Here is a 24,588-nt window from a genome sequence, read left to right on the forward strand (position 1 = left end):
TCCTCGCGATCAACACTAGCTTTTTCTTCTTTCGGAGCCTATACTCTCAAATAGATCAGATAATCAAGCACAATGAAGGAGCTGGCTCTTCAAGTGTATAAGGCTCTCATGGCAGAAATCCAGCAGGCAATGGGCGGATCGTTCACAGCAAGAGATTTTCCAAAGGTAATCGGGGTTGGGACACTGGCATCGGTTTATGCTGTGACCGATCTGGCCATTGCCTCTCTTGCTTCGGCAGGTATGGCAATGGCTGAATTTATCGCTCTCCAGCGTGGCAAAAGACCGTCCATCCAGGTGGATCGACGGTTGGCATCCCTCTGGTTTTCTCAATCCTTGCATCCGATAGGCTGGCAGTTGCCACCGCAATGGGATACCGTTGCTGGGAATTATCAGGCACGGGACAACTGGATACGGTTACACACCAACGCACCACATCATCGTCGTGCTGCACTTCACGTGCTGGGGTGTGCGGAAGATCGGGAGGCTGTCGCGCGGGCAGTTGCCGGTTGGCAGGCAACCGAATTGGAGGATGCTATCGTTTCTGTCAAAGGGTGTGCGGCTGCGATGAGATCCGTGGAGGAGTGGAGGAGCCACGAACAGGGGCGAGCAGTGGCCAACGAGCCATTACTGCACGTTTCTCTGACGAATTCCGGTTGTGTACCAACTTGGTCCAAAGCAGCGACACGGCCTTTAGAGGGCGTACGAGTGCTCGATTTAACCAGAATTCTGGCTGGTCCAGTGGCCACCCGTTTTCTCGCCGGGTATGGGGCGCAAATCTTGCGCATTGATCCTCTCGGATGGGAAGAGCCAGGAACGGTACCAGAGGTTGTCGTCGGGAAACGCTGTGCGCGGCTTGATCTCAAGAGTTCTCATGGGATGATCACGCTGAAAAAACTGCTGGCTGATGCTGACATCCTGGTTCATGGCTATCGAACAGATGCCCTGGCACGTCTTGGCCTTGATCGGGAAGAGCGGCAGAAGCTGCGGCCTGGCTTGATTGATATTTCGCTCAATGCCTATGGTTGGAGTGGGCCGTGGCAAATGCGGAGAGGGTTTGATAGCCTGATCCAGATGTCGAGTGGTATTGCCCATATGGGGATGGTGAAGGCCGATAAGCCGCATCCACTTCCCCTGCCTGGACAGGCTCTTGATCATGCCACAGGATACCTGCTTGCGGGAGCGGCCATACGCGGTTTGACCAGGCGGGCGATGGATGGCAGGGGAGTAGAAGTACGGGCCTCGCTGGCACGAACTGCTGCATTATTGACTCGCTATCCTGTGGAAAATGGACTGATTGCACAGATTGAGCCGGAGCAAAGCGACGATTTTGCTCCGGTTATCGAAGAGACCGCCTGGGGACCAGCCCAGCGCCTCAGGCCACCTTTGATGCTAGAAGATTGTCCAATGTATTGGGATTTGCCATCGGTGCGATTGGGGTCTTCATCAGCCGAATGGATGTAAGTTTATCTGGCCTGCCTGTGTTTTTTATGAAAAGAGATGGCAGAGGAGAAACGGCTGTTGTGCGTTCTTGAGGGGAAGAAGCGGGGGTAGGAACTGGTCGTGGAGCGATGCTGCTTTGCGTCCCCTGGTGTTTCTCAAGCTCCGCTGCCAGAATGAGACTACACTCATGGCAATAGGATACCGGTGACAGGCGGTTGTAATCAACCATCGCAAGGTAGAAGATATGTTTACAAATCCGACAGGTGAGTTGCTTAATTGGCTCATTGTAACCATCAGGGATGAGAGGTGTAGTCTCCATTGACACATTCTCTTCTATTACTACAGTTGTAATTCTGTGATGACATGGAAACGTTTTACTCATCTTTGAGAATTCGTCGCGTTTCTCTGAATAAATCAACATGAGCAAATAAGATAATTGCTACAAACGCTGCATTCCATGTTGCCTCTCTCTCTCGTTGTGGGAATGATTCCGACTTGTTTCCACGCTATCTGCATATCGCTCACCCCACTGCCTCATCAACACTAAAATGGGCTCTAGAGTCAGGCCAAATGGAGTGAGCGAGTACTCGACCTTTGGAGGAACCTGTTTGTAGACTTCGCGATGAATCACCCCATCCTCTTCTAACTCTCGTAGTTGGAGGGTGAGTATCCGCTGGGTGGCCTCGGGAACCAACCGATTGAGTTCCCCGAAGCGTCGTGGACCATTAATAAGCAGGGCATGCAAGATCATTGGCTTCCACTTTCCTCCCATCACGTCAACCGTTTTTTCCACATAACACTTTGTTCCTGTTGTGTTGATTTCTTGCTGCATAAGGGGCGCCTCTTTCTTCTGTTGTCGTTTCCATCTCTCGCGATACTATCATTTATGTCAGTATCGCACATTTTTGTACGTACTTGTGCCTGTGGTGTGGAATACGTATACTTCGACAACGAGGGATCTGGGAATTGCATTTCCCTGATGACAACCGCTGTAGCGCACATAATGTTTACCGTATGTAGGGGAACCGATTCTCTCTGACTTGGTTCTGTGTTGGGGAGATCTGTTTGCATATGTGGCATAAAGCAACAGCTATGTGGGCTGTCAATTCAATCAAAGTGAGTGCTAGAGGTAGCATATCTAGATGATACACGTTTAGCTGAATGTCGCCTCTCGAAGGATGCTCATTCTTGCAGATAATCTGGCAGAAATACTTCTGCCAGCAGAGAAAGAGGTTATGTGTTATGTCTCTCAAATATGGTGTTTACCTTGCCCTGGGCGGTTTGACGGAACTGGCAGGCATCAAGGATCCCGTAGAAGCGTATGAAACGCTGACTCGCGTGGCACAAACGGCTGAGGAGTATGGCTATGAATCGATCTGGTTGGCGGACCACTTTCAGACGACGATCCCCCTGTCTCCACAAGAAGCGACCTTTGAGTGCTGGACCAGCGCAGCGGCTCTGGCGCGTGATACGAAGCGGGTGCGTATCGGCCAGATGGTGACGGGGAATAGTTATCGGAACCCCGCGTTACAGGCGAAAATGGCTTCGACTGTCGATGTGCTCTCGCATGGACGACTTACCTTTGGCATAGGAGCAGGTTGGTACGAGTCTGAATATCGGGCCTATGGCTACGAATATCCAGAGGCGAATGTCCGTGCGCGCCAGTTGCGCGAAGCGGTCCAAGTCATTTTGGCGATGTGGAAGGAAGACGAGGCTGTCTTTGAAGGCAAATACTACCAGGTGCGCGGTGCCATCAATCAGCCCAAAGGGGTGCAGCAACCCCATATCCCCCTGCTGATTGCTGGCGGTGGTGAGCAGGTCACACTCAAACTGGTGGCTCAATACGGCGATGCCTGTAACGTCTTTGGCGATCCTGCCACGGTTGCTCACAAGTTTGCAGTGCTCAAACAGCATTGTGAGTCTGTTGGACGCAGCTACAATAGCATTCATCGTACAGCACAGACGTTCTGTATCATTGGTGATACCGATGAGCAAGCTCAGGCTTTGATCCCAGAGTGGATGAAGGCCCTTTTGCCTGGAGATTCTCAGTCGTATGCTCTCATTGGCAGTTCTGAGACGATTCGCCAGCGTCTCGCTGCCTACGAGGCGGCAGGCGTCCAGGAACTGGCGATCATCTTCTCAGAGGTGACGCAACTGGATACCATCCGTCGCTTCGCCAGAGAGTTCATCGTGTAAACGTTGAAACAGAGGGAAAAACCGTAAAAGAGATAACGCTGTGAGGTGCTTTCATCCTGACTTTCCATCAGGTTGAGTACAAGAGCCAGAAAAGAGTGTTTCACGCATGCATCCTCCATCTCCTGAAGCCGTCTGGACGTCCACGTTTGATGGCCTCTGTCAACGGGTACAGCACTGCTGTATTCGGAAAGCCACTAGTACATCAAGGCATTGAAAGGCCCATGATAGAATAGGGGAAAAGAGCGAGGAGATCACACCATCGATGCCCAAACGAGCGACAGCGATTCGCCTGAGTGAGAAAGAGCGGGAAGAGTTAACGCGGTTGACGAAGCGTCATCGAAGCGAACAACAAGTGGCGCTGAGAGCACGCATCGTCTTAGCGGCGGAGCAAGGGGCTTCCAATGCTCAGATTGCGCGCGACTTGACTATCAACGTGGATACGGTGCGTTTGTGGAGAGATCGCTGGGCGAGAGCGAGCGGGCCTGAGAGCGATCACGAAGAGGGGAGAGAGCCGTCGGTGCGTCTGCTCCAGCGCTTGCAGGATGCCCCTCGTCCCGGAGCGGTTCCCAAATTCACGGCAGAGCAACGGGCTCAGATGGCGGCTCTGGCCTGCGAGGCGCCCGCGAAAACGGGTCGGCCTATCAGCCAGTGGACAGGTCGAGAAATCGCGGACGAACTGAAGCAACGGGGGATCGTCACCAAGATCTCGCCTCGGCATGCAGCTCGACTCCTCAAAAAGGGGCTTCCAACCACACCGGTTCCGCTATTGGCTGACCGAGGAAGAAGACCCGCAGCGAGAAGAGAAAATTGTGGAGGGCTGTCAGGTCTATGCACAAGCCGCCGAGCGAGCCAAACGAGGCGAACGCACCATCAGCATGGATGAATTGACAGGGGTGCAAGCCCTGGAACGCAAGCATCCCGACCTGCCCATGCAGCCCGGTCATGTCCTGCGGCGCGAATTTGAGTACATTCGGCATGGGACCTTGTCCTGGTTCATCAAATTTGATGTGGTCAGAGGACAAGTGATTGAACCCTCCTGGGGACCCAGGCGCACCGAAGAGGATGCGCTCGCACACCTTCAGCGCTTGATCGCCAGCGATCCAACCGCGACCAAATGGCACATTGTGCTGGACAACCTGAACATTCACCAATCCGAGTCTCTGGTCCGTTGGATTGCTGATCTGGAGGGGATTGAGCAAGACATGCTGGGAGTCAAAGACAAACGCGGTATTCACCACTCGATGGCTAGCCGTGCCGCTTTCTTGCACGACCCAACGCATCGTGTGGTGTTTTATTACACCCCCAAACATGCATCCTGGATGAACCAGGTGGAAATTTGGCTCAGTATTTTGGTCCGCAAGCTGCTCAAACGTGGCCATTTCATCTCGCTCGATGATTTGCGCGACCAGATGCTGGCCTTTATGGCCTATTACAATCGGACAATGGCTAAGCCCATCAAGTGGACGTACACCGCATACTGACTTAAAGTGTCATACCGATGAGCGTTCTTGCTCTCGCCTCTTCATTTAAGAGACACTTTTCTCTTTGGGCCATGTGACTTCTAAACACAGCTGATTGTTGTCAAAAAACACAAAGGATCCCAGTTCAGGAATCTCTGTGATGGAGACATGGGCATTGCTCAAACGCTCGCGTAAGGCGCGTGCGGCAATTCCATCTGGGAGTCGCAGGGCGACATGGGGGACGAAACTCTGTGGATGAGTGTCTGAAGCGCCGAGCGTTGTTTTTTCGAGCGGGCGTTCAAAGAAATGGAAGCCCCAGACGTTGTCGTCGTTTGGTTTGACGAAAATGAGACAATGCCTGCCGCGTCCCTCTTTGGACGGGGCGATATCACTCGTCTGCATTCCCAACACGTCCCGGTAGAAGCGAATAGTCGCGTCCAGGTCAGTGGTGAGCAAGGCAATGTGATGAATACCATACCATGGAAGCTGAAATGCTTGCTCTGCTAGAGACATCCTTCTTCTGCTCCTTCTTTCTAGACGATATAGACAGGCACAGCGACATGGCGAGGGTCGGGAACGAGAGGCCCTTGCTGCGCCCGCTGTTTGGCGAAGCCGAGAAACGCCGTTGGCGTACAGCCCGCCCATGTCTTGAATTCATGGATGACATGGGCCTGATCCTGATAGCCAAGATGGGAAGCGGCGTCAGCGAGAGAAGAGGCTGGCTCGTGTATCAATGCGTGAAGCAACGCCTCGAAGCGGAGGAGACGTGCGAATATCTTGGGCGATACACCGATGCACTGCTTAAATCGTCGCTCAAATTGGCGCAAGGAGAGACTGCAGTCAGCGGCGAGTGCACTCATACGGATTTGGCCTTGTGTGGTGTAAAGCAGTTCAAGTGCCGTCCGCAGGAACGTCACATCAGCAAGAGTCCAGCACGTTCGTGCGGCGTTAAAGTGCTGCGAGGAAAGCATCTGCTTGGCAGAAGAACTGCGGCGTACCGTCCCCTCCAAGGTGAGGGCAAGGCGGAGCCAGATGCCATCCCGTGGGACAGTCAGCGGTATTGTCTGCTGATTAGGCGGGGACATCTGTTTTTGATGAACTGTACCAGGTCTTTCCATCGTGCATCTCACCTCGTCGTCTGTTCTACGAGAATCAGTTTTGTGAAGAGCTTCCCACACGGCTATTTTCACTTGGATAGAGGGGTCTTCACATGTGATGTTCTCAGAGAGATCATACCAGAGAACTCCACCAGGAGTCTTGTCAAAAATCGACATTTCTTTATTCTACTCTGGACTCTCTCCTGATCATGGAGTTGTTTGAGCCTCAATGTACTAGTCATACGACGCAAGAAAGGGGAGCGCGTTATCCTCTCTGGGAACATTCTCATTGAAGTCCTTGAGGTGGATGAAGGACGAGCAAAACTCGGGATCACCGCTCCCCCCGAGGTCACTATCGTGCGCGAGGAATTATTGCAGCGGAAAACACCCCTCTCGAAGCCTCCTGTCACCCAACCAGAGTGAGGCGCTTGTTCCCTTTTCAATGGAAAAGTCGTTTTTTGAGAAAGTGAGGAGAAAACATGTAACCACAACCTCTACTCGCCCGTATTACAGGAGAACAAGTGTTCTCATTCATGAGAGCCGCAGTGCATAAGAAGGGATAGCAAGAGTGGATGTTGAGTCCCTCCATCTATCCTGCTATCCTGGCGCTGCACGTGCAACAGATAGAGCCTGGCTCTCTGTCTGCACCTCACGAGAAGACAACACGTATCCTGTGTCGACTGGTGCATGGTTCCCACCTTCTCTGGGAGGCAGGCGTCAGCACAACACAGGGCACCAAAGAGAGCACGGAGCCCCTCTTCACCGTCTTCTCCCTGCTCTGCAGAGGCAATCCTCTGTAGGTAGACGCTTCGCAATTACTGAACGCAACAACAGACCTTGTAAAACCACATCATTTTACACACAAAGAAGAATGTGCCCGCGATGGGGAAACGACCAGGGCTCCTTTATGAAGCGCAACAGAGGCTGGACAGTTTGATGGCGCTGGGACAGAGCCGCGCGCACGCCAAAGCCCAGGCTCGCGTCCTGGGAATCTATCACTGGCCGTTTTCTGATGGAAAGATTCACGCCTATACTACACGGACAACGTACCAGAACATCGTGATGCGCTTTTTATGCTGGTGCCGCGCAACGCATGGGACCAAACGCCTGCACGAGATCGACCAACGTGCGGATGCACTCGTCTCTGCCTACTTGCAACTGCATGTGCAAGAGGGCTATAGTCCCTGGACACTTGCAACCACGCGCAGCGCCTTGCGCCTCTTCTTTGGCTCTCCGACTCTTGCCAGCGAGGTGCCATTACCGGCACGGCATCGAGAGGCCATTCGTCGCTCCCGTACCCCTTCTTCGCACCAGAAACGGCCTCGCTACATGTCTCCAGAAGCCTGGCAGGATCTGCTTGCCTTTCTTGGCGCAACCGGCTTACGGCGACATGAGGCGCGAGCGCTACGGGTTGGTCAAATCGAGAGGCTGACAGATGGACACGTGGTGCTTGCCCACGTCCACGGCAAAGGGGGCAAAATACGCCAGGTTCCTGTCCTTCCAGGGCAAGAAACCACGGTGCTCCGCCTGGTAGAGGGTCGACGAAGCGAGGAGAAGGTCTTTTCTCGCCTCCCGAAGCACCTCGATATCCATGCCTATCGTCGAGCGTATGCCCAGGCACTCTATCAATCGCTCTCTGATCGTCCTCTGCCCCCGCCACAGGGTCGCCTGCCCCGTGGCATCCTTGATGAGGAAGCCGTCCTGGTCGTGTCACGGGCGCTGGGGCATAACCGTCGAGACGTGGTCCTGACCTCCTACCTGCGCTAAGAGCCTATCCCAATAGGTATATTTCCCTCTTACTCTGGAAGACGACGCACGACTTCGATGGCCTCTTCCAACCAGTCAATATACGCCTGTTCTCGTTTTAACCCCTGCTCTAATGTCAGGCGCCGGAGCATCTGTCTGCGACTCACTTCTGGCGTCCCAACCAACGCGTCCAGGGGAAAATGGACCAACTGTTGATACGATGCCAACCGCTCGCTGTGAGCGATACGCTGTTGTTCAAGCAATTGAATAATCTCAGCGTTTGATAAGATGGACGCGAAGAAGACCTGGATGAGCAGAGGATCACGGAAGAGGGGCAGATCCTGAGATTCGGTTAGCCAGCGGCGAAATTCCACGCGCCCGGTCTCTGTCACGGTGTAGACCTTGCGATTGGGCCGTGCGTGCTGGATCTCTTCGTGAACCGAGGCATAGCCCTGTTCCACCAGACGATCCAGGGTGCGATAGATTTGCATCTGGTCGGCAAGCCAGAAATAACCGACCCCCTGATCAAATTGCTTCTTGAGGTCATAACCCGTCATGGGTTCTTTGTGCAACCAGCCAAGAATAGCGTGGGCAAGCGACATCTCTTTTTCCTCCTGAGTTTCCTCTTGACAACGTGGGGCCCAATCGTTATTATACAACTGCTCTTATATTAGACTTATCTAATATAAGATAAGTATAGTAAATCAGAAAACAATACGCAACCCGTGACCTGAGCGGCCCGGAGAAGACGAGAGGAACATCTCTTTATGACTCAGAAGCAGGAAAGTGAAGTTCGCGTTCTGTATGATGTGCCTGCGACCATGCGCGATGGAGTAGTGCTACGCGCGAATGTGTATCTTCCGGCAAGCAAGGGGCACTGGCCGGTGCTGCTCCTGCGCATTCCGTATGGCAAGCATTTGCCGCTGGCAACGTCCCTCTTCGATCCTGCACAGATGGTACGCAAGGGGTACGTGGTGATTATTCAGGATACACGCGGGCGCTATGCGTCCGAGGGAGAATGGGAACCGAATGTCAATGAGTGGCTGGATGGGGTGGATACGATCGAGTGGGCAGCGAGTCTCCCCTACAGCGATGGCCAGATCAGCATGTTTGGGGCCTCGTATTCTGGTTTTGCCCAGTGGGCACCGGCCATCCTGCGGCCCGCTGCTCTCAAGGCCATTGTGCCGATGATCACCGTGGGCGACCCGCTGAACGGCTCACGGTATCGGGCCGGGGCTTTTGAGCTGGGCAAGCATACGAACTGGCATTTACAGTTGGTTGGAACTGATGTGATCCTCAAGCAACACCAGGGCCAGGCTGATCCGCGCAAACTGGGTCAGGCTCTGCGCGAACTGGCGGAGGAGATTGACGCACTGGGCACACGGGGCTACTGGTCACTGCCGCTCAAAGAGTTTGCGCCGCTCAAGCGCACCGGCACGGGGCAAGCGTTGTTTGAGGAGCTTGAGCATGTGATGGATCGTGAGGGATTGGATGGGCTTACGCTGGCGGGCAAATATGAGCAGGTACAGGTGCCTGCCCTCAATATCGGTGGCTGGTACGATGTTTACTTACAGGGCACCATTGAGAGTTTTCGCGCCATGCACGAGCGCGGCAGCACGCGCGCTGCGCGCCAGAGCCAGTTGTTGATTGGGCCGTGGTCGCATATGAACCGCACCAACCTCGTCGGCGAGATCAATTTTGGCATCGGCGCCAATAGCGCAGCGCTTGACCTGAAGAGTTCCATGGAGAGCGTCCACCAGCGCTGGTTCGATCGCTGGCTCAAGGGACTTGAGAATGGCGTCACGGAGGAGGCGCCAATCAAGCTCTTCGTGATGGGCGCGAATGTGTGGCGCGAGGAGAACGAGTGGCCGCTGGCGCGCGCAGTTGAGACGCGCTACTACCTGCACAGCGGCGGGCGGGCCAATACCCTGCATGGCGATGGGATGCTGAGCACGATCCCGCCGCGTGAGGAGGCCGCGGATACGTACGATTATGACCCAGCGCATCCGGTTATCACGCGCGGAGGTGCGCTGCTGATGACGGCGGAATATCCAGCTGGTCCCTATGACCAACGTACCACCGAGAGCCGGGAGGATGTGCTAGTCTACACCACTCCACCATTGAAAGAGGACACCGAGGTGACCGGACCGATCACAGTCGTGCTGTGGGCGACATCGAGCGCGCCGGATACCGACTTCGTGGTGCGCTTGATCGATGTGCATCCCGACGGCTACGCGCGCAACCTCACTGATGGCATCATTCGTGCTCGCTATCGTGGCTTCACGCGAGGTGAAGAGCCGTCGCTGATCAAGCCAAATACCGCCTACGAGTACGAGATCGATCTCTGGTCCACCAGCAATCTCTTCAAGCGCGGGCATCGCATTCGCCTGGATATCACCAGCAGCAATTTCCCGCGTTGGGATCGCAATCCCAACACCGGTCACGACTTCGGCACCGATGCCGAGCTGGCCGTCGCCCATCAGGCGATCCTGCATGATGAGGCACATCCTTCGCATGTCGTCTTGCCCATTGTGCCCACGGTCTCCTGATGCCCCTCCGCCTGTACCTCCACGCAGTGTTGAGTCAGCACTGCTGGAGGCCAGAACCCATGAACAACCACTTCGGCATAAACTGCCGAAGTGGTTGTTCACGTCAGGCGGGAGTCAGGCTCGATCCAGTGCATTTCAGGACTCTATCAAACGCTTCATTGTTCGTCTGAATCTCCTGCAGAAAGGAAAAAGGCCAGAATGGGGTCGTCAAGCACCAGCCAATGTTGGAGCATTCCAGATGCACTCTGGCTAAAAATACAGCCGCTCTTACCTCCAGGCAAGCCGCACTCACTGGGGTGCCATCGCCCACGCGTGGATGATCGCAAAGAGATGAATGCGATTTTCTACCGCTTGCGGACGGGATGTCAATGGAAAGTACTTGATGCAACGAGCATCTGCTCGAGTAGTAGTGCGCACCGACGTGTTCAAGAGTGGACCCAAGCAGGTGTCTTCAAAGCGTTGTGGGCACAAGGTCTGCTCGACTACGATGAGTTGGTGGGTCTGGACTGGGAATGGCAAGCGATGGATGGCGCGATGACCAAAGCCCCGCTTGGCAAAGAGAAAATCGGCCCCAATCCGACGGATCGAGCCAAACGAGGAGTAAAACGGAGTTTGCTTGTTGAAGGGCACGGCATTCCTATCGGTTTAGAAGTAGAGGGAGCCAATCGCAATGATTTCAAGATGCTTCAGGCAACAATTCCCATTGCTCGGCCAATGCCGATCGACACGCGAAAGCAGAACCTTTGCCTGGATAAAGGGTATGACTACAACGAGGTTCGGGACGCGAGGAAAAGCATTTGGCTATACCCTGCATATTCGGGCGAGAAAGGAAGAAGCACAAGCCCTCAAACAGCAAGTTGGTTTCAAGGCAAGGCGATGGGTAGTGGAGCGCACACACAGCTGGATGAACCGTTTTCGTGGGGTGTTGATCCGCTGGGAGAAAAGGTCGAGAACTATCTAGGCCTGCTCCATCTTGCTTGCGCTTGGATTACTTACCGCGCTGTGGGCCTATTGGGATAGGCACTAAGCAGACACCATCACCCAGGAACAGAGCTGTTCCTCTGCATATAGATTCTTTCTTCGTACGTACTGGCTCATCTGCCTGCACTGACAGGCAGGTGAGCCAGTTTTTTTCATGTCTTTTATGAAAGGAGCATTTCCTATGCGTCGAGAAGATACACGCTACCGCTTTCTGCTCAAAGAAATAGAGGCCTTCACCGGCCTCTACAAAACGACGGCCCGGGATTGGTTCGTGGAATTTACCAGCGATCCATCTCACGTGACCGACCAGGAATACGGCTACCGACACGTCTTTCCAGGGCTGGTCCTTGCACGTATCGAGGGCTTTGACACGATCAAAGGGCTCTTCCAGCCCTTTGGCCCCCTCCCTCATCCCTCGCGTTTCTTTTTTCCATACCGAGACAAGGTGCTGACCCCTTTCAACGACCACATAGAGCAGCAGTTAGCTCAGTGGTGGCGAAAAGAGTGGCGACGCCAGTGGCTTGATTTTGCCCATATTCCACCTGCGTCACCCACACGACCTCAGGCTCTCATCCCACGCGGGTTTCGCACCTGGCGCTACACCGATCAATTTTTCGTCACCATCGAGGGAGGAACAAAAGCGCGCCGATATCGGGTGAGCACCCTTACAGGCTACGTTCTCTGGCAATTTCCACTCCCTCCCACGCCCTTACGCCTGCTCCCTCAGCTCCTGCTCTCACGACTCCATCGGCTGGCCGCCCTCACCGATTGGCGGGAGGTAGAGCACCTCTCACCCCCAGTCAGTCGTGCCCTCGCCAGACTCACGGCACAACTCATCGCCTTCTATACCACGCGTCCCCTTCAGGTGACTCCGCTTCCATTGCCTGCACGCTCCCTGGTATCCAATCTGAGCAGCCCATCGCAACCACCCAAGCAGGGTTTCAGGCCGTAAGACGTTTCTGCACAGCAAGAAGGGGATGGAAGGTCATGCTTCTGCTCAAGGGAAGGAAGCCAGTTCCACGTGAAAAGGTGCTGAAGTTTCAGGCTCTGGTAGTTTTAGATGGCAAAAGGATGGTAAACCGTGCAGACACCTACTGACGGTAGAGTTGCTGTATTTGAGCAGGTGCAGCGATTTTCTCGGTACTCGCAGAGAAGACGCAATCGCACCGGTGGCAGTAGCAGAATTGCTCCCATTGGCGCACCAGATATTGCCAGCGCTCCCTCTCTTGCCGTTGTAGCTCTTGGCGGCACTTGTTCGCTTGACGGAAAAATACGTTGTGAGTCAGGAACGCGAGGAGCAGAGGGGGGCCGATGAGGATGCCACCGAAGATGAGAGGAAGCAGGAAGCAAGCAACAAGAGGTGAAAAGGCTACGAATGCATCGAGGACATGAGGAAAACTCCTCTCAAGAAAAGACATCAGGCCAAAACAAAAGACGAAGGCGAAGAGAGGGCAGAGCCAAAAAATGATTTTCTCACCAACAGGAAGAGGAATCCTCTTGCACTGAGGAGGCGAGAGCAAGGCCCCGAGTCTCGTCTGGTGGGTGACTGGAACGGTAGTCGTCTGAGGGACAGAGGTGTAGGTAGGATTTCCTGCGGAATCATAGGTGACAGTCGTAGAGGTGGTGACCTGGGTTTCCATCCTCGTGAAGGAGCTATTGCGATGAATAGCCGGGACTTTCTGAACCTGGTCATTGCGCTTACAGGCAGGGCAGTTGCTAGGGGGAGAATCATTCTTTTTTCCTTTCATCAGAGGAGGAGCGTCTCCATCATTTTCTCGCTCCATCATGACAACGCAACGTTCCTACTCAGTATAAATGTATATTTGCCCCTCTGCCTATGAAAAACGCCACACTTGGCAAAACCTCGAATCTCAGCCTCCTTTCCACCTTTTCACGTGGAACTGGCTTCCTTCCCTTGAGCAAAAGCATGACCCCCCATCCCCTTCTTGCTGTGCAAATGCGCCTTGTGGCCTGAAACCCTGACAAGTAGAAGGAGGACTACCAATGAAGAACAGTGTCTCCGGCTTTCCCCAATGCCGAGGTCCACCCCACCGTGACACGTCACACACCACTAGATATCACAGCATCTTCTCTCTACGAAAGGAGCACATTTTCTTATGTCTGAGACACCTGCGCCTCAGCACGAGCATTTCCTCGTTGCCACCGAGCACACATACCCGTCCGTCCTACCGCTATCTGTCGCTTGGTGGTCGTATTCTTGATCGCGAACACATCGTCACGCTCATTGATCACCGCTCACGCCAGCTTGCACCAGGGATCGAGGTCGTGTTCACCCACGAACGTCTGCCGTCATTTCTGGTCCAGGGCAACGACGAGCAGGAAACGCTGCTCACTTGGTACCTCAACGCCCTTCCCCAGGCGCCCCGGCCGTTTCTGCAATTCGGTGCCCATCTGCTCGCACGAGCATGCATCTGTGAAGTAATAGAGAGTAGCATCCGCTACTTCTCGCTGCCAGATCCACTGATGGGCAACGCAGAATCCTCGATCCAAACCCTGGAACTGCATGAGCAGAGCGCCGATGCGGTACGCCAGTGGCTCTCGACCCAGACAGAGGTCATCGTGCCACTACAGCCTGTCGCCTGTGCGCCTTCAATCACACTGGACGCAGCCCAGGACACCCCCATGTGCCCGCACTGCGAAAGCTGGCTGACCCCGCTTTGGAATACCACAACGCGCACGCTTACCCTGGTCTGCCTCCTCTGTCGCTACACAGACGGCCCCTTTCTTTGCACGAAGCAGGGCGAACATACATCAGACAACAATTGAAAGGAACAATACCACCGATGAATACCCATTACCAACGAGACCACCTCTCCCTCCTTATGCATTCAGTCGATGATACGACCGCCTCAGACTCAGGTGAGGGCAAGGACAGGCGAGATGCCGGATTGGAAGAGGATGCAGGCCTCGTGCTGTTGCTTGAGGCCCTCGCGAGCCCTGTCCGATTTCGCCTGCTCCGTTTGCTGACACGAGCAGAGGGAACCCTCTGCGTCCGTGAACTGGTCGAACGCATCCCGCGCACCCAGCCCGTCGTCTCGCACCATTTACAGAGAACGGCCCAGAAAGCCCCGCTCTTTCTCAGGCGGGGATGAATGGGCGTTCCTTTCGGGCTGGTTGGGTGGAAGGGAAGCATCACTCTTCTTTCGTACTGTGTTCTCCACAGAATGAAGAAAGATCATCGTCTTCTCTTGTCTCACGCTTGCGCGCGAAACTCATTTCAGTCAGAGCGCCGGATATAGTATCCTCCTCTTCGACCTCCCTGAAGAGCATGGAGTTGCTTCTCACGAATCCATTTCCGAACGGTACGTCGTCGAGTTACCAGAAGAAGCCTGCTCAACTGGAATAGCTGTGTAGGCATATGAACGTGGAGAAAGACACCAGGGGCGGGTAGCAGTCCCCTCTCTTTCTGAAGAGATCCTCTGCATTGGAAAGCAAAGCACGTCATGAAGCGAGCAAAGACACCGACCTTTCTTCTCGAACTCCCTCTCCAGATCGATTGGAGCCAGGAACGCCAGGTACGTGCGCACCTGGAAGCGGCTCGGTGCCTGTATAACGCTCTGCTTGCTGAAGCCATGAAGCGGCTCCGATGCATGCGCAATGATCCTGCATGGAACAAGGCGCGGGCTCTCCCACGCTCGCACAAACAGCAACGCGCTCAGGCTTTTTCTGCCTTACGCACAAAATACCACTTCTCCGAATACGAGCTACACGAGTATGCCAAGCTTGCTCGTGTCTCGTGGATCGCTGATCACATTGATAGCACAATGGCTCAGACGCTCGCTACACGCGCCTATCAAGCTGCGAATCGGGTCTGCGTAGGCAAGGCCAAACGGGTGCGGTTTCGGAGTAAAGGCAGAGGCATCGATAGCGTGGAGGGCAAACGCAACGACGCCGGCATGCGCTTCGTGCTGGACCCCAATGCGGGAGACGGTGGCTTCCTGATCTGGAACCAGGAGGTCATTCCGGCGATCATCGACTGGCACGATCCCGTGATCCAGCATGGGATGCGCCACAAGATCAAATATGTCCGCCTGGTCCGCCGCAAGGCTTCCTCGCCATCCGCTCAAGGGGCCGATCACGATGGCAACCGCTATTTCGTCCAGCTCATCTTAGAGGGTCACGCACTCGTCAAGAAAAAGCACGAGCAGACCGGAACCGACACGATTGGTCTGGATATCGGCCCCTCCAGCCTTGCCATTGTGCCGCGCGAGGGCAAAGCTGATCTGGTCACGTTCTGCCAGGAATTAACCCCAAACGCCCGAAAAAAGCGGCGCATCCAACGGAAAATGGACCGGCAACGCCGCGCCAACAATCCAGAAAACTACGATGAGCAAGGCCGAGTGAAGTGGGGCAAACGCCTGCGTTGGAAGGAGAGCAAGCGGTACCAGGCGACCAGGAGACAGCACGCCAATGCTGAGCGCAGACTCGCCGCTCACCGCAAGAGTCTGCATGGCAAGCTGGCTCATCGCATCGCTTCGGTGGGAAACACGATCCACATAGAAAAGACCTCGTTCAAAGGATGGCAGAAGCAGTATGGTCGGAGCATCGGACTTCGCGCTCCAGGGATGTTTGTAGCGCATTTGGCCCGCATAGTTGCGAAAACTGGCGGCATCCTGAGCGAAGTCTCTGCCTTCAAGACCCGACTCTCACAATATTGTCATGCCTGTGGAGCCTACGTCAAGAAACCCAGATCGCAGCGCTGGCACCACTGCCCCTGTGGCTGTGGGCCTGTGCAGCGCGATCTGTACTCGGCCTTCTTGCTCGCTCATCTGGAACATGAACAGATTATCCCCTCTCTCACCCAGCCTGACTGGGAAGGTGCGGAGCCGCGCCTGCAAGCCGTGATGGAGGGTCTGCAACAACGTGCGAATGAAGGGCATGTCTTGCCCCGAAGCATGGGCGTGGTGGCTCGACGCAAAAGCGGAGCTGCCCGTGCCGGAGCGCGTCGGCTGAAAAGTCCTGCCTATCTCCACCAAGAGCCGATTTCTCCTTCGGGAGAGGCCGGAAACGGTGGGTGAGCAACAGGAACCCCCGCGCATTCATGCCGGGGAGGTCTCAGTGTTCGCCGGTTTCCTGGGTGTCAAGCGCCTGGGGAATCACGCATATTACTACATTTTGCCCGACAAACTGAAGGAGGTCCGCGAGGGGCTCGCCTCCGTTGAACACCTGCTTCAGCAGAGGCGCGAGGATCAGCTCTAAACCAAAGCACCCGCTTCAAGGGCCGAGAGCTTATCTCTCTCCACTGAAACAAGGTGAGGAGAGAGCGGAAGTACGCCAATGCGCTCTCCTCAGAAGCATATCTCACGACCTCTCATCGTACAACACAGTTTCCAGCGTAACGACAGCCTCCCGGCGCGCCCGGGAGGCTGTCGTCCTTTTTGAAAGGAGACAAATCACATCATGCCCACATCATCAAGACATACTCTGGCACAGGAGATTGCAGACGCCTTGCACCAGGTGCTCACCCTGTATCCATCACATCCGCTCACAGCGGTCTTCGCCTGCGTCAGCGAGAATGGTACGATTGAGCGCACACGCCTCTCTGAATCCATTGCCACCTGGTCATCACAATTACGGCACTCTCAGTCCAGCCAGCACGCGCTCTGCTTTCAGAGAAGAGAGCAGACGCAACGCCTGCTTCTGCAACGCGGGGTCGCATTTGCCCTGCTTGGATCATCTGAGCAGGCACGGCAAGACCTTCACGCGCTTCTACAACACGCACATGGCGGGAGCCAAACACACAGGCGGCTGGAAGGGCTTGCCTGCCTGGTGCTCGCGGTCCTCTCAACACACCAGGAACGCTACCCGGATGCCCTCCCGCTCTGGAAACAGACACAGGCTTGGCTTCAGCCACATGAATACGACCGGCTCACATTGACCTGGCACTACGTGAAGGTCCTCATTAGGCTCAAGCACATACGCAAGGCCGACAGCGTTCTCACACAGATCCTCACGCCTGCCACCTCTGATCCACGCCTGCCACGGCAGGAGGAACGCGCCGACGCCTACGCCGAACTCTATGCACAGCGCGGCGGGGTCCGTTCCCTCCTGGGCTACCACCAGGAGGCGATTCGGGACCTCAACAGAGCACTCGCGCTCACCCCCACCTGTGCGCGTTTCTTCTCCATTCGCGGACTCCTTCATGCCAGGCAGCAGCACTGGCAGGCAGCGTATCAGGATCTGTGGCACTCGCTCCACGACATGCCAGAAGACCAGGAACTGGTGGCTTGCTTCTTCGTCGTGCTGCAACGCCTGGGAGCACAACTTGCGACACCTGCCACACCACAGACGAAAGAGAGCGTCACCCATGCATAACTCCACCTTCACCCGCCAGCTTCAGGCGTTACGCGCATCGCTTCCACCAGAAGCACCTGACCCCCTGATCGATCCACCACCCGACGCGTTCCTGCGCCTGTGGGAATGTGCCAGGGCTGCGGGTATCGTGGTAAGCGAGCTCTTCGTGGTGAGCCAGCCGCTTGATCCTCACGCTGCCGGAGCCTATTCCGTTGAGCATCATGACATTTGGATCTGGTCCGCCCTGGAGATACCGGAAGAGCAGGTCCTGCGTACCCTTCTCCACGAACTGGCGCATGCCCAGTGTCCCCCGAATCTGCCCTATGCGTCGTTTGAAGAGGAGTGGGCCGAAGAACAAGCGACCTGGCAGCGCGCCGTTGCCCTGGCACACAGTTGGGGTATGGCTCATCTGTTCCCGCAAGAGAGCATAGCAGAGATCCAGGAAGAGGTGGAGGCGTGTTTGCAGCAGCGTCTCGCCGCCTCTGCCATCCTTGGCAGTACCGATATGGCGCGCACCGAACAGGCCCTCAGACAAATCCGACTTGAAGCCCATGCCCGCGGATGGACCGGTCAACTGCTGCACGAGGTCCTCACAGGGACATGTGCTGATCCAGGATACCTTGCTGAAGTGCTCACCTTTGATCGCTGCGCCCTTCATACTTGCTGGGAAACGGCACATGAACCTGAAGCAGATCCCGACCCGGAGACGCTCTTTGGCCCCCTCTCCCATCTCCATGACGCGGCACAACTGATCCGCGCGGTAGAGATGCTCCAACGGACGCTCGCCTCCTGCGCCCGGCAGGAAGAGGCACTGCGAGCACGTCTTGCCCGGCGCTCCTGGCACACGACGACATCGGGCACAGTGTCATGTGAGCAAAGCCGACAGATCATACACGATGAGACCGCACTGCAAGAGGTCATTGCGCTAGTCAACCAGCTGTGCTTTGGAGCGCGTGGCTACGCCCTGCGCATGCATTGGCAATGCTATGAGACGCTGTTCGCCCAGCATGATCAGGGGAGGCAGCCAGCGCACCTCTATTGTCTTCAGCTGATCTTTACACCGTGGACGGAAGTGCTCACCACCATCGCCCCCTGGATGGACACGGAAGATCTTCCTTCCTGTGCCCCACGGCATCCCAGAGCCATCTGGTTTCTGTTTCCATCGGGGCAGGACACGACCCCGCTTGAGGCGGCCTGGCAACTCTTTGTCCTCTCCTGGGTCAATTGTGCTGCTATCAGCTATGAAGGGCTCTTTCACACATCAACGTCGCCTCTGCAAGACAGCGGTGAGTCTCAAAAGGCAATCGCTCCAGAGGGCATGGAAGGCGCATGAAAAACGTACCGATGATACATCGACACGCAAGACGACACCTCGTTGGAGGTGTCGTCTTGCGTGTGCTTTGGAGAATGGAAAAGATGAAACAGAAACCTCGCCACGGAGGGTTTACAAATCCCGGCAGTGACGTTGACTGATAGGTGCGAATAAACTCTACATTTAGTCTCACTTACTCATCTCGTGCTGAATGAAATAAGACGCTGATTGTGAGATGGGTTTTTGACACAAAAGCATCAGGTTATCCTAACACGAATGAACACCCCAGACCCTGATCCTGATGGGCTTCTCGCTGTGCCAAGAAACGGTCGATTACTGCGACATATGGCTCTGCCAGGGAATAAGCGGATGAGCGGGGAAGCTGCTCGTTCTCTGCTGTACTTTCTTGTCGATCATCTTTGTACTATAATAGTGAATGTTGGGGAACCGACGTGGAAAAGATCCCCAACAGCGTAGGGGGAGATGATGCCCGAACTGTCACGAGCAACACTCATGTGGTCGCAACGTAACCAGCGCTATGAACTGTATCTCCACGGACAGGCTGAGCAGCACTTCTCTGTACAAGGCGGAGAAGCCTTTTCTGCCTGGGTGAGATCCCAGATCTCGTTTGCCTTCGTGGGCCAATCCGGGCGGCTCTCGGTGCTCAAAGAAGCCCGCGAGCGGGGGCGTGGCTATTGGTATGCTTACCACAAACACGGCCAGCATACCCACAAGGGCTATTTAGGTCCATCCGAACGGCTGACGTTTGCACGCTTAGAGGAAGTAGCGGGGAAGCTGAATAATCCCACTCCTTCCCCCACACGCGCGATTCCCATCTCTCGACGAGAAAAGGCTGAGCAAGGAAGCAAGAGGACGGCTGCTGCACATCCCCATCAAGAGCAGAGCCCGCTGCTCTCCACCAAGTTCTCCCCTCCTCGTTTGCCGAGTTTTCTGGTGGAGCGGGCTGACTCGCGAACCTCCTTGCAAGCGGTTCGGACCCACGCGCTGACGCTCGTTTCGGCTTCTGCTGGTAGCGGCAAGACCACCCTGCTCTCAACCTGGTCGGCGACGGCTCGCCTCTCGCAGATTCGGGGAGAAGGAAGGCTCATGGGCACAGGGAGCGATGCCGAACTGGTGATGGCCTGGCTCTCTCTGGATTCCCTGGACAATAACCCTCTCCGGTTTTGGCATGTGGTCATCGCAGCCCTGCGCAACTCGCTGCCCAGCGTTGGAGAGCAGGCGCTCGCCTTGCTGCAGGCTCGGCAGGCTCCTCCACTCTCGACGATTCTGACGGCTCTGCTCAATGATCTGGTACCACTTTCCCGAGACTGTCTTCTGATGCTAGATGATTATCATCTGATCGAGGAGGCTGAGATTCATGATTCCATGCGCTTCTTGCTTGATCATGCCCCTACACATCTGCATCTCGTGCTTGCAACGCGCCGTGATCCTGACCTTGCCCTCGCAAGGTTGCGTGTGCATGGCCAACTGCTCGAGATCCGAGACCAGGATTTGTCCTTAACGCTCTCAGAGGCGTCCAGTTTCCTGGTACAGGGCATGGATCTGCCTCTTTCAGAAGAGCAGGTCGGTATCCTGTACCGGCGCACGGGGGGATGGATTGCTGGTCTCCACCTGGCAGCACTCTCGGCGCGCTCGTGCGAGGATCTCTCGGCCTGGATCACAGACTTTGGGGGATCGCACCGCTACTTGCTGGATTATGTGCAGCAAGATATTCTCGCACAGCTCCCACATTCCCTCCAGAACTTTTTGCTCCAGACAAGCGTCGTGAACAGAATGAACGCGGCCATCTGTCAGGCCGTCGCCGTAGGAATGACCCAAGATGCCTGCCAACACATGCTGGAAGAGGTGGAGAGAGCGAATCTCTTTGTCGTGCCTCTCGATGAGCGGCGGCAGTGGTATCGCTACCATGATCTCTTTCGTGAGGTGCTGCTTGCCCGTTTGCTGGCGAGGCAGCCAGACGTTCTTCCACTCCTGCACATCCGAGCCGCCCACTGGTATGAGGGGCAAAGCGAGATACGGGAAGCGATTATGCACGCGCTGGCAGCGCCTGACTTCTCGTATGCAGCGGACCTGCTGGAGCAGGCGGCTCCTGTCTTCTGGCTCAATGGAGAAGCCAGAACCATTCACAACTGGGTACTGGCTCTGCCCAATGCTGTGCTACGGGCGCACTTACGTCTCACCCTCAATGCTGCTTTTCGCTTGCTCAATTCCGCCAGTATCACTACCAGCGTGGGACATGCCGCTCTGCGGGCTCAGGTAGAGAGCCTGCAAACACGTTTGGAAGAAATCCTGCACCAAGCGAGTAGATTCTCGCTGACCGATGCGGAGGCGGGGTTCATCAGGTTGCGTCTGCACGTGCTGCGAGCCTTAATCCAGACACGGGTGCTTGTCAAACAGGGCGACAGAGAACAGCTGCAGCAGCTCACCCAAGAGATAGAAGCGCTCTCCCCTGATGAGGACATCAGCTGGAATGTCATACGGCTCACGCTTCCTTTCTTCCTGGCCGTCGTCCTTGGGGGCGAGGGAGCCTGTCTCATTTCTCGGTTGCAGACAGCTCAACAAGAGATGAGGGAGGCAGGTGATCCCCTGGTGGCTATCCGCGTCAGTGTTTGGCTCGCTCATTCCTTTGTCCAAGCTGGAAAACTGCATCGAGCACGAAAGGAAGCGAAGGCGGGACTTGCTCTTCTCGAACGAATTGGTGGGCGAACTCCGTGGGAAGGACAACTGTACTATGCCCTCTTCCTCGTTGACTACGCTCAAGGGAGGCTGGAAGAAGCGGCAAACGGGCTGAAGCTGATGCTTGAGATCGCACACAACTGGCAACAGGTGGAATTGTTGGTTATGGGAGAAGTTTTCTCTTTCCGACTTGCCCTGACGAAAAGGGATCGTGTCGCGGCCCAACAGTCTTTTCAACAACTTGAAACACTGATGGAGCGCGAGCGTTTTGCCGCACGAGCCCCCTGGATACCCATCTTGCGCGTCCAACTGTGGCTGTTGGAGGGCAATGTGGGAGCGGCATTGGCCTGGACCGTGCGAACCATCTTGCCGAAAAGAGCCTGGAACCCCATGTCCCGTTGGGAAGTGCTGATGGGCGTGCGGGTTTTGCTCGTTCAGCAGCAGTATCTTCAGGCCGCTGAACTCCTCTCTCGCTTCCAGGAGTACTTTGACCAGCCAGGGTTGCTTGACGCTGCGATCGAATGGATGGCGCTCTCGGTTGTCGTGCTCTCGCGGTGTGAGATGCGTGAACACGCCGTTCAAATAGCGGCGCGCCTGTTTGCTCTCGTCGAGCCAGAGGACTGTGTTCGTCTGGACCTTGATAGCGGATCTCCTTTGATGAGAGAGGTGTTGGAGGTCTGGTTGCAAGTGCGCCACGAAGAGATCTCCCAAGCAAGCACATCTGTCTTTTCTCAGTCTGCTATCCTGCGCCTACTTGCAACTCTGGAGCGGAACACACCAGGAGTTACCCAGGAGAGCGAAGCGTTCTCTGCTTCCTCGAAGAGGAGCCCACTTCTCAGTCCGCTCTCTCGGCAAGAGCAGCAGGTATTGCAGATGCTGGTAGCGGGGCAGACCTACAAGGAGATGGCTCAGACACTCGTTGTCTCTCCCAATACCATCAAGTCTCAGGTCAGCAGCATCTATCGCAAGCTCGGCGTGAGCCGACGCGCTGAAGCCATTGCCATAAGCCAGCGTTTGCAACTCCTCTAGCAGCCGCGTTCAGCAGGTGGTAAAGAGCGCGAATGTTTCGCGCTCTTTACCAGCAGGCGCATGCCTGCCGTTGGGGAACCTCTCGCGCCGGGAGTGGCGAGGTTGGCGTCTCCCCACAATCACCTCCTCAATCACGAACTCGGGCGATGCCTCTTCCTCCATTTTCCAGCTATGCTTTTCTCAGGCTGTGACGGCAAAACAGCAGAGACGATCTTATCAGGAGGCTAACGCGATGCATGTTTCGATCCGGGTACGGGGGCACCTGGACCCATCCTGGCAAACGTTTCTGGAGGGATTACAGATTCTCCATGAACCTGATGGTATCTCCTGGCTTTCTGGCACACTTCCCGATCAGCCAGCACTGCAAGGCGTTCTTGCGAAGATTGGTCGTTTGAGCTTACCGCTACTTGCGCTCGAAACAAGGGAAAGTTTAGACAATACGTCTCAATAGCATCCAGGTGCATCTGCTTGGCAGTGGAAGCAAGCAATCTCTGGGTGTAAGAAGATCAGAAAGGAAAAAAGATGTCAGATCATCCAATTTGTCATATCGAAATTCCAGCTACCGATCCCGCAACTCTCAGCACCTTCTACACAGAGGTCTTTGATTGGCAGATTGAGGGCGTCGATCCAACTCGCAACGCTCATCTGTTCCACGTGCAGCGCGGTCCTGGGGGCGCTTTTGTTCAAGCGGGAGAAAACACAGGAATTCAGCCTGGTCACGTCTTAATCTATCTCTTTACCGAGGACATCGATGCTACCCTGGCGAAAGCGGAGGAGCTTGGAGCAACAACGCTGACGCCGAAAACCGAAGTCCCGTATGGGTGGACCGCAGTCTTTGCTGATCCAGCCGGCAATCGCATCGCTTTGTTTTCAACGCCAGGGCATTCTTAGGCCAGTCGAGGTGCATTCATGACCACAGAGAATGATTCGGTGACACTTGGCTTTGATCTGATTTTCCCTGGCTTGCTGCCATTTGACGAGAGCTACACCCCCAAGGAAGAGGAACGGCGCGAACACCAACTGGACAACCAGTAGTGCAGGTGTGACTGTAAAGAGGAGTGTCCCCCCTCGGCTCTCATCGTTGGCCAGCAGAAGAAACTCCACCGGGATCCAAACCAACGTGAGCAGGAGCGATGTGCTGATGGCTCCCAACACAGACAGCAAAACTCGTGCCAACGTTGGACGAACGGCACGATCCACAACATGTCCCCAGAACAGGATGATGCAGAGGGTCAAGGTGACAGCAGAGAGACAAAATGGCACGAACACGACAAGAAAATCCCTTGCCTGAACGGGAGTATCTCTGAATAAACGCAGCAGATTCACCAATTGTCCCCCAATGCCACCCACATAGGTATAGGGAAAAATGTGCGAGAAATTCATTGCCTCGATACTGAGTCTGCCATGAAGCGAATGAGGAGGGAAAAAGAATGCTGAAAACAAAACGAGAGCACCCATGAGCCAACGCCCCCGCCGAACGCGCTGTTGAGGAAAAGAGGAAGTGATATGAGCCATAAGACGCCTCCAAACGGTTTCAAGAACAACAAGCAAGTGAGGCAGAGTACTCGTCACTTGCCTTTATACTCTACCTGAATCGGTGAGGGAGGGTCATGGGTCATTTGTCCCCTTTTTCGCTTTCCTGGATGCTTCAGAAGAGCCAACTGGTAAATAAAGCGCGTATACTCTTTTCCAGGAGAATAGTCGCGTTTTGAGAAAGCGAGGGAAACATGTAACCGCAGCCTCTACCCATCCGTATTACAGGAGAA

Annotated in this window: 25 protein-coding genes and 1 pseudogene; 19 read left to right on the plus strand and 7 right to left on the minus strand. The window is 55.2% G+C overall.

What is annotated here, in order from left to right; genetic code table 11:
* The first annotated feature begins 93 nt into the window (after positions 1 to 93).
* Positions 94 to 1,461 carry a CoA transferase gene (locus JMJ04_RS21450; RefSeq protein WP_201372545.1) on the plus strand — a complete coding sequence of 456 codons (1,368 nt, stop codon included), beginning with the start codon at positions 94 to 96 and terminating at the stop codon, positions 1,459 to 1,461.
* A 418-nt stretch (positions 1,462 to 1,879) separates the two neighbouring features.
* On the opposite strand, the gene JMJ04_RS21455 is transcribed toward JMJ04_RS21450, so the two are convergent.
* Complete coding sequence (locus JMJ04_RS21455; protein WP_201372546.1) at positions 1,880 to 2,272, minus strand: winged helix-turn-helix transcriptional regulator; 393 nt, start codon at positions 2,270 to 2,272, stop codon at positions 1,880 to 1,882.
* 410 nt (positions 2,273 to 2,682) lie between these two features.
* Between JMJ04_RS21455 and JMJ04_RS21460 the strand changes: the two genes are divergently transcribed.
* From JMJ04_RS21460 to JMJ04_RS46640, 3 genes are all read left to right on the plus strand, one after another.
* Complete coding sequence (locus JMJ04_RS21460; protein WP_201372547.1) at positions 2,683 to 3,636, plus strand: LLM class F420-dependent oxidoreductase; 954 nt, start codon at positions 2,683 to 2,685, stop codon at positions 3,634 to 3,636.
* 262 nt (positions 3,637 to 3,898) lie between these two features.
* Positions 3,899 to 4,519 (plus strand): helix-turn-helix domain-containing protein, encoded by a 621-nt coding sequence (locus JMJ04_RS46635; RefSeq protein WP_236038232.1) that lies wholly within the window; start codon positions 3,899 to 3,901, stop codon positions 4,517 to 4,519.
* The gene (locus JMJ04_RS46640) at positions 4,446 to 5,117 is read left to right on the plus strand and encodes a transposase (RefSeq protein WP_236038233.1); all 672 of its coding nucleotides are present in this window, start codon (positions 4,446 to 4,448) and stop codon (positions 5,115 to 5,117) included. Before JMJ04_RS46635 ends, JMJ04_RS46640 begins: the two co-directional genes overlap by 74 nt.
* Before the next feature lie 45 nt (positions 5,118 to 5,162).
* On the opposite strand, the gene JMJ04_RS21470 is transcribed toward JMJ04_RS46640, so the two are convergent.
* Entirely contained in the window at positions 5,163 to 5,609 is a 447-nt protein-coding gene (locus JMJ04_RS21470; RefSeq protein ID WP_201372548.1) for a VOC family protein, read from the minus strand.
* A 20-nt stretch (positions 5,610 to 5,629) separates the two neighbouring features.
* Positions 5,630 to 6,214, minus strand: a complete 585-nt coding sequence (locus JMJ04_RS21475; protein WP_201372549.1) for a helix-turn-helix domain-containing protein — start codon at positions 6,212 to 6,214, stop codon at positions 5,630 to 5,632.
* Positions 6,215 to 6,412: 198 nt separating this feature from the next.
* Here JMJ04_RS21475 and JMJ04_RS21480 point away from each other — a divergent pair, with 198 nt between their 5' ends.
* The 3 genes from JMJ04_RS21480 to JMJ04_RS21490 all read left to right on the plus strand — a co-directional run bounded on the left by JMJ04_RS21480 (position 6,413) and on the right by JMJ04_RS21490 (position 7,960).
* Complete coding sequence (locus JMJ04_RS21480) at positions 6,413 to 6,616, plus strand: carbon storage regulator (RefSeq protein WP_201372550.1); 204 nt, start codon at positions 6,413 to 6,415, stop codon at positions 6,614 to 6,616.
* A 149-nt stretch (positions 6,617 to 6,765) separates the two neighbouring features.
* A complete protein-coding gene (locus JMJ04_RS21485; RefSeq protein WP_201372551.1) occupies positions 6,766 to 6,993 on the plus strand; it encodes a hypothetical protein in 228 nt (75 codons plus the stop codon).
* 82 nt (positions 6,994 to 7,075) lie between these two features.
* Positions 7,076 to 7,960: a tyrosine-type recombinase/integrase gene (locus JMJ04_RS21490; protein WP_201372552.1), complete on the plus strand. Its 885-nt coding sequence runs from the start codon at positions 7,076 to 7,078 to the stop codon at positions 7,958 to 7,960.
* A gap of 29 nt (positions 7,961 to 7,989) precedes the next feature.
* Here JMJ04_RS21490 and JMJ04_RS21495 read toward each other — a convergent pair whose 3' ends face one another.
* Positions 7,990 to 8,541, minus strand: a complete 552-nt coding sequence (locus JMJ04_RS21495; RefSeq protein WP_201372553.1) for a PadR family transcriptional regulator — start codon at positions 8,539 to 8,541, stop codon at positions 7,990 to 7,992.
* 165 nt (positions 8,542 to 8,706) lie between these two features.
* Between JMJ04_RS21495 and JMJ04_RS21500 the strand changes: the two genes are divergently transcribed.
* From JMJ04_RS21500 to JMJ04_RS21510, 3 genes and pseudogenes are all read left to right on the plus strand, one after another.
* Entirely contained in the window at positions 8,707 to 10,488 is a 1,782-nt protein-coding gene (locus JMJ04_RS21500; RefSeq protein ID WP_201372554.1) for a CocE/NonD family hydrolase, read from the plus strand.
* A gap of 198 nt (positions 10,489 to 10,686) precedes the next feature.
* Positions 10,687 to 11,508 (plus strand): annotated as a pseudogene (locus JMJ04_RS21505) (IS5 family transposase).
* Positions 11,509 to 11,650: 142 nt separating this feature from the next.
* Positions 11,651 to 12,421: a hypothetical protein gene (locus JMJ04_RS21510; protein WP_201372555.1), complete on the plus strand. Its 771-nt coding sequence runs from the start codon at positions 11,651 to 11,653 to the stop codon at positions 12,419 to 12,421.
* 139 nt (positions 12,422 to 12,560) lie between these two features.
* Here the strand turns inward: JMJ04_RS21510 and JMJ04_RS46645 are convergent, their stop codons facing one another.
* Positions 12,561 to 13,256, minus strand: a complete 696-nt coding sequence (locus tag JMJ04_RS46645) for an FUSC family protein (RefSeq protein ID WP_236038235.1) — start codon at positions 13,254 to 13,256, stop codon at positions 12,561 to 12,563.
* A gap of 370 nt (positions 13,257 to 13,626) precedes the next feature.
* On the opposite strand from JMJ04_RS46645, the gene JMJ04_RS21520 reads away from it, so the two are divergent.
* The 7 genes from JMJ04_RS21520 to JMJ04_RS21550 all read left to right on the plus strand — a co-directional run bounded on the left by JMJ04_RS21520 (position 13,627) and on the right by JMJ04_RS21550 (position 22,822).
* Entirely contained in the window at positions 13,627 to 14,256 is a 630-nt protein-coding gene (locus JMJ04_RS21520) for a hypothetical protein (protein ID WP_236038237.1), read from the plus strand.
* A 17-nt stretch (positions 14,257 to 14,273) separates the two neighbouring features.
* Positions 14,274 to 14,582, plus strand: coding sequence for an ArsR family transcriptional regulator (locus tag JMJ04_RS21525; protein ID WP_201372556.1), 309 nt, complete (start codon positions 14,274 to 14,276; stop codon positions 14,580 to 14,582).
* 351 nt (positions 14,583 to 14,933) lie between these two features.
* Positions 14,934 to 16,508, plus strand: a complete 1,575-nt coding sequence (locus JMJ04_RS21530; protein WP_201372557.1) for a transposase — start codon at positions 14,934 to 14,936, stop codon at positions 16,506 to 16,508.
* A complete protein-coding gene (locus tag JMJ04_RS21535) occupies positions 16,501 to 16,689 on the plus strand; it encodes a hypothetical protein (protein ID WP_236038240.1) in 189 nt (62 codons plus the stop codon). Before JMJ04_RS21530 ends, JMJ04_RS21535 begins: the two co-directional genes overlap by 8 nt.
* A gap of 201 nt (positions 16,690 to 16,890) precedes the next feature.
* Positions 16,891 to 17,805, plus strand: coding sequence for a tetratricopeptide repeat protein (locus JMJ04_RS21540; protein WP_201372558.1), 915 nt, complete (start codon positions 16,891 to 16,893; stop codon positions 17,803 to 17,805).
* Positions 17,798 to 19,117 (plus strand): hypothetical protein, encoded by a 1,320-nt coding sequence (locus JMJ04_RS21545; RefSeq protein ID WP_201372559.1) that lies wholly within the window; start codon positions 17,798 to 17,800, stop codon positions 19,115 to 19,117. Before JMJ04_RS21540 ends, JMJ04_RS21545 begins: the two co-directional genes overlap by 8 nt.
* Positions 19,118 to 19,609: 492 nt before the next feature.
* Positions 19,610 to 22,822: a winged helix-turn-helix domain-containing protein gene (locus JMJ04_RS21550; RefSeq protein ID WP_236038242.1), complete on the plus strand. Its 3,213-nt coding sequence runs from the start codon at positions 19,610 to 19,612 to the stop codon at positions 22,820 to 22,822.
* Between the two features lie 9 nt (positions 22,823 to 22,831).
* On the opposite strand, the gene JMJ04_RS21555 is transcribed toward JMJ04_RS21550, so the two are convergent.
* Entirely contained in the window at positions 22,832 to 22,984 is a 153-nt protein-coding gene (locus JMJ04_RS21555) for a hypothetical protein (RefSeq protein ID WP_201372561.1), read from the minus strand.
* 70 nt (positions 22,985 to 23,054) lie between these two features.
* Between JMJ04_RS21555 and JMJ04_RS21560 the strand changes: the two genes are divergently transcribed.
* Positions 23,055 to 23,273 carry a hypothetical protein gene (locus tag JMJ04_RS21560; RefSeq protein WP_201372562.1) on the plus strand — a complete coding sequence of 73 codons (219 nt, stop codon included), beginning with the start codon at positions 23,055 to 23,057 and terminating at the stop codon, positions 23,271 to 23,273.
* A 71-nt stretch (positions 23,274 to 23,344) separates the two neighbouring features.
* The gene (locus JMJ04_RS21565; RefSeq protein ID WP_201372563.1) at positions 23,345 to 23,713 is read left to right on the plus strand and encodes a VOC family protein; all 369 of its coding nucleotides are present in this window, start codon (positions 23,345 to 23,347) and stop codon (positions 23,711 to 23,713) included.
* Here the strand turns inward: JMJ04_RS21565 and JMJ04_RS21570 are convergent.
* Positions 23,693 to 24,337 (minus strand): hypothetical protein, encoded by a 645-nt coding sequence (locus JMJ04_RS21570; protein ID WP_201372564.1) that lies wholly within the window; start codon positions 24,335 to 24,337, stop codon positions 23,693 to 23,695. The genes JMJ04_RS21565 and JMJ04_RS21570 overlap by 21 nt on opposite strands.
* Positions 24,338 to 24,588 lie beyond the last annotated feature (251 nt).

The organism is Ktedonobacter robiniae, from assembly GCF_016587375.1.
In the GTDB taxonomy this organism is placed as follows: domain Bacteria; phylum Chloroflexota; class Ktedonobacteria; order Ktedonobacterales; family Ktedonobacteraceae; genus Ktedonobacter; species Ktedonobacter robiniae.

Excerpts from the sequence above, each read along its gene's own strand:
- JMJ04_RS21460 (WP_201372547.1), top strand. The coding sequence starts at position 2,683 with ATGTCTCTCAAATATGGTGTTTACCTTGCCCTGGGCGGTTTGACGGAA.
- JMJ04_RS21565 (WP_201372563.1), top strand. The coding sequence starts at position 23,345 with ATGTCAGATCATCCAATTTGTCATATCGAAATTCCAGCTACCGATCCC.
- JMJ04_RS21475 (WP_201372549.1), bottom strand. The coding sequence starts at position 6,214 with ATGGAAAGACCTGGTACAGTTCATCAAAAACAGATGTCCCCGCCTAAT.
- JMJ04_RS21510 (WP_201372555.1), top strand. The coding sequence starts at position 11,651 with ATGCGTCGAGAAGATACACGCTACCGCTTTCTGCTCAAAGAAATAGAG.
- JMJ04_RS21570 (WP_201372564.1), bottom strand. The coding sequence starts at position 24,337 with ATGGCTCATATCACTTCCTCTTTTCCTCAACAGCGCGTTCGGCGGGGG.
- JMJ04_RS46645 (WP_236038235.1), bottom strand. The coding sequence starts at position 13,256 with ATGATGGAGCGAGAAAATGATGGAGACGCTCCTCCTCTGATGAAAGGA.
- JMJ04_RS21500 (WP_201372554.1), top strand. The coding sequence starts at position 8,707 with ATGACTCAGAAGCAGGAAAGTGAAGTTCGCGTTCTGTATGATGTGCCT.
- JMJ04_RS46635 (WP_236038232.1), top strand. The coding sequence starts at position 3,899 with ATGCCCAAACGAGCGACAGCGATTCGCCTGAGTGAGAAAGAGCGGGAA.
- JMJ04_RS21495 (WP_201372553.1), bottom strand. The coding sequence starts at position 8,541 with ATGTCGCTTGCCCACGCTATTCTTGGCTGGTTGCACAAAGAACCCATG.
- JMJ04_RS21560 (WP_201372562.1), top strand. The coding sequence starts at position 23,055 with ATGCATGTTTCGATCCGGGTACGGGGGCACCTGGACCCATCCTGGCAA.
- JMJ04_RS21485 (WP_201372551.1), top strand. The coding sequence starts at position 6,766 with ATGTTGAGTCCCTCCATCTATCCTGCTATCCTGGCGCTGCACGTGCAA.
- JMJ04_RS21455 (WP_201372546.1), bottom strand. The coding sequence starts at position 2,272 with ATGCAGCAAGAAATCAACACAACAGGAACAAAGTGTTATGTGGAAAAA.
- JMJ04_RS21545 (WP_201372559.1), top strand. The coding sequence starts at position 17,798 with ATGCATAACTCCACCTTCACCCGCCAGCTTCAGGCGTTACGCGCATCG.
- JMJ04_RS21525 (WP_201372556.1), top strand. The coding sequence starts at position 14,274 with ATGAATACCCATTACCAACGAGACCACCTCTCCCTCCTTATGCATTCA.
- JMJ04_RS21490 (WP_201372552.1), top strand. The coding sequence starts at position 7,076 with ATGGGGAAACGACCAGGGCTCCTTTATGAAGCGCAACAGAGGCTGGAC.
- JMJ04_RS21530 (WP_201372557.1), top strand. The coding sequence starts at position 14,934 with ATGAAGCGAGCAAAGACACCGACCTTTCTTCTCGAACTCCCTCTCCAG.
- JMJ04_RS21470 (WP_201372548.1), bottom strand. The coding sequence starts at position 5,609 with ATGTCTCTAGCAGAGCAAGCATTTCAGCTTCCATGGTATGGTATTCAT.
- JMJ04_RS21555 (WP_201372561.1), bottom strand. The coding sequence starts at position 22,984 with ATGGAGGAAGAGGCATCGCCCGAGTTCGTGATTGAGGAGGTGATTGTG.
- JMJ04_RS21540 (WP_201372558.1), top strand. The coding sequence starts at position 16,891 with ATGCCCACATCATCAAGACATACTCTGGCACAGGAGATTGCAGACGCC.
- JMJ04_RS21550 (WP_236038242.1), top strand. The coding sequence starts at position 19,610 with ATGTGGTCGCAACGTAACCAGCGCTATGAACTGTATCTCCACGGACAG.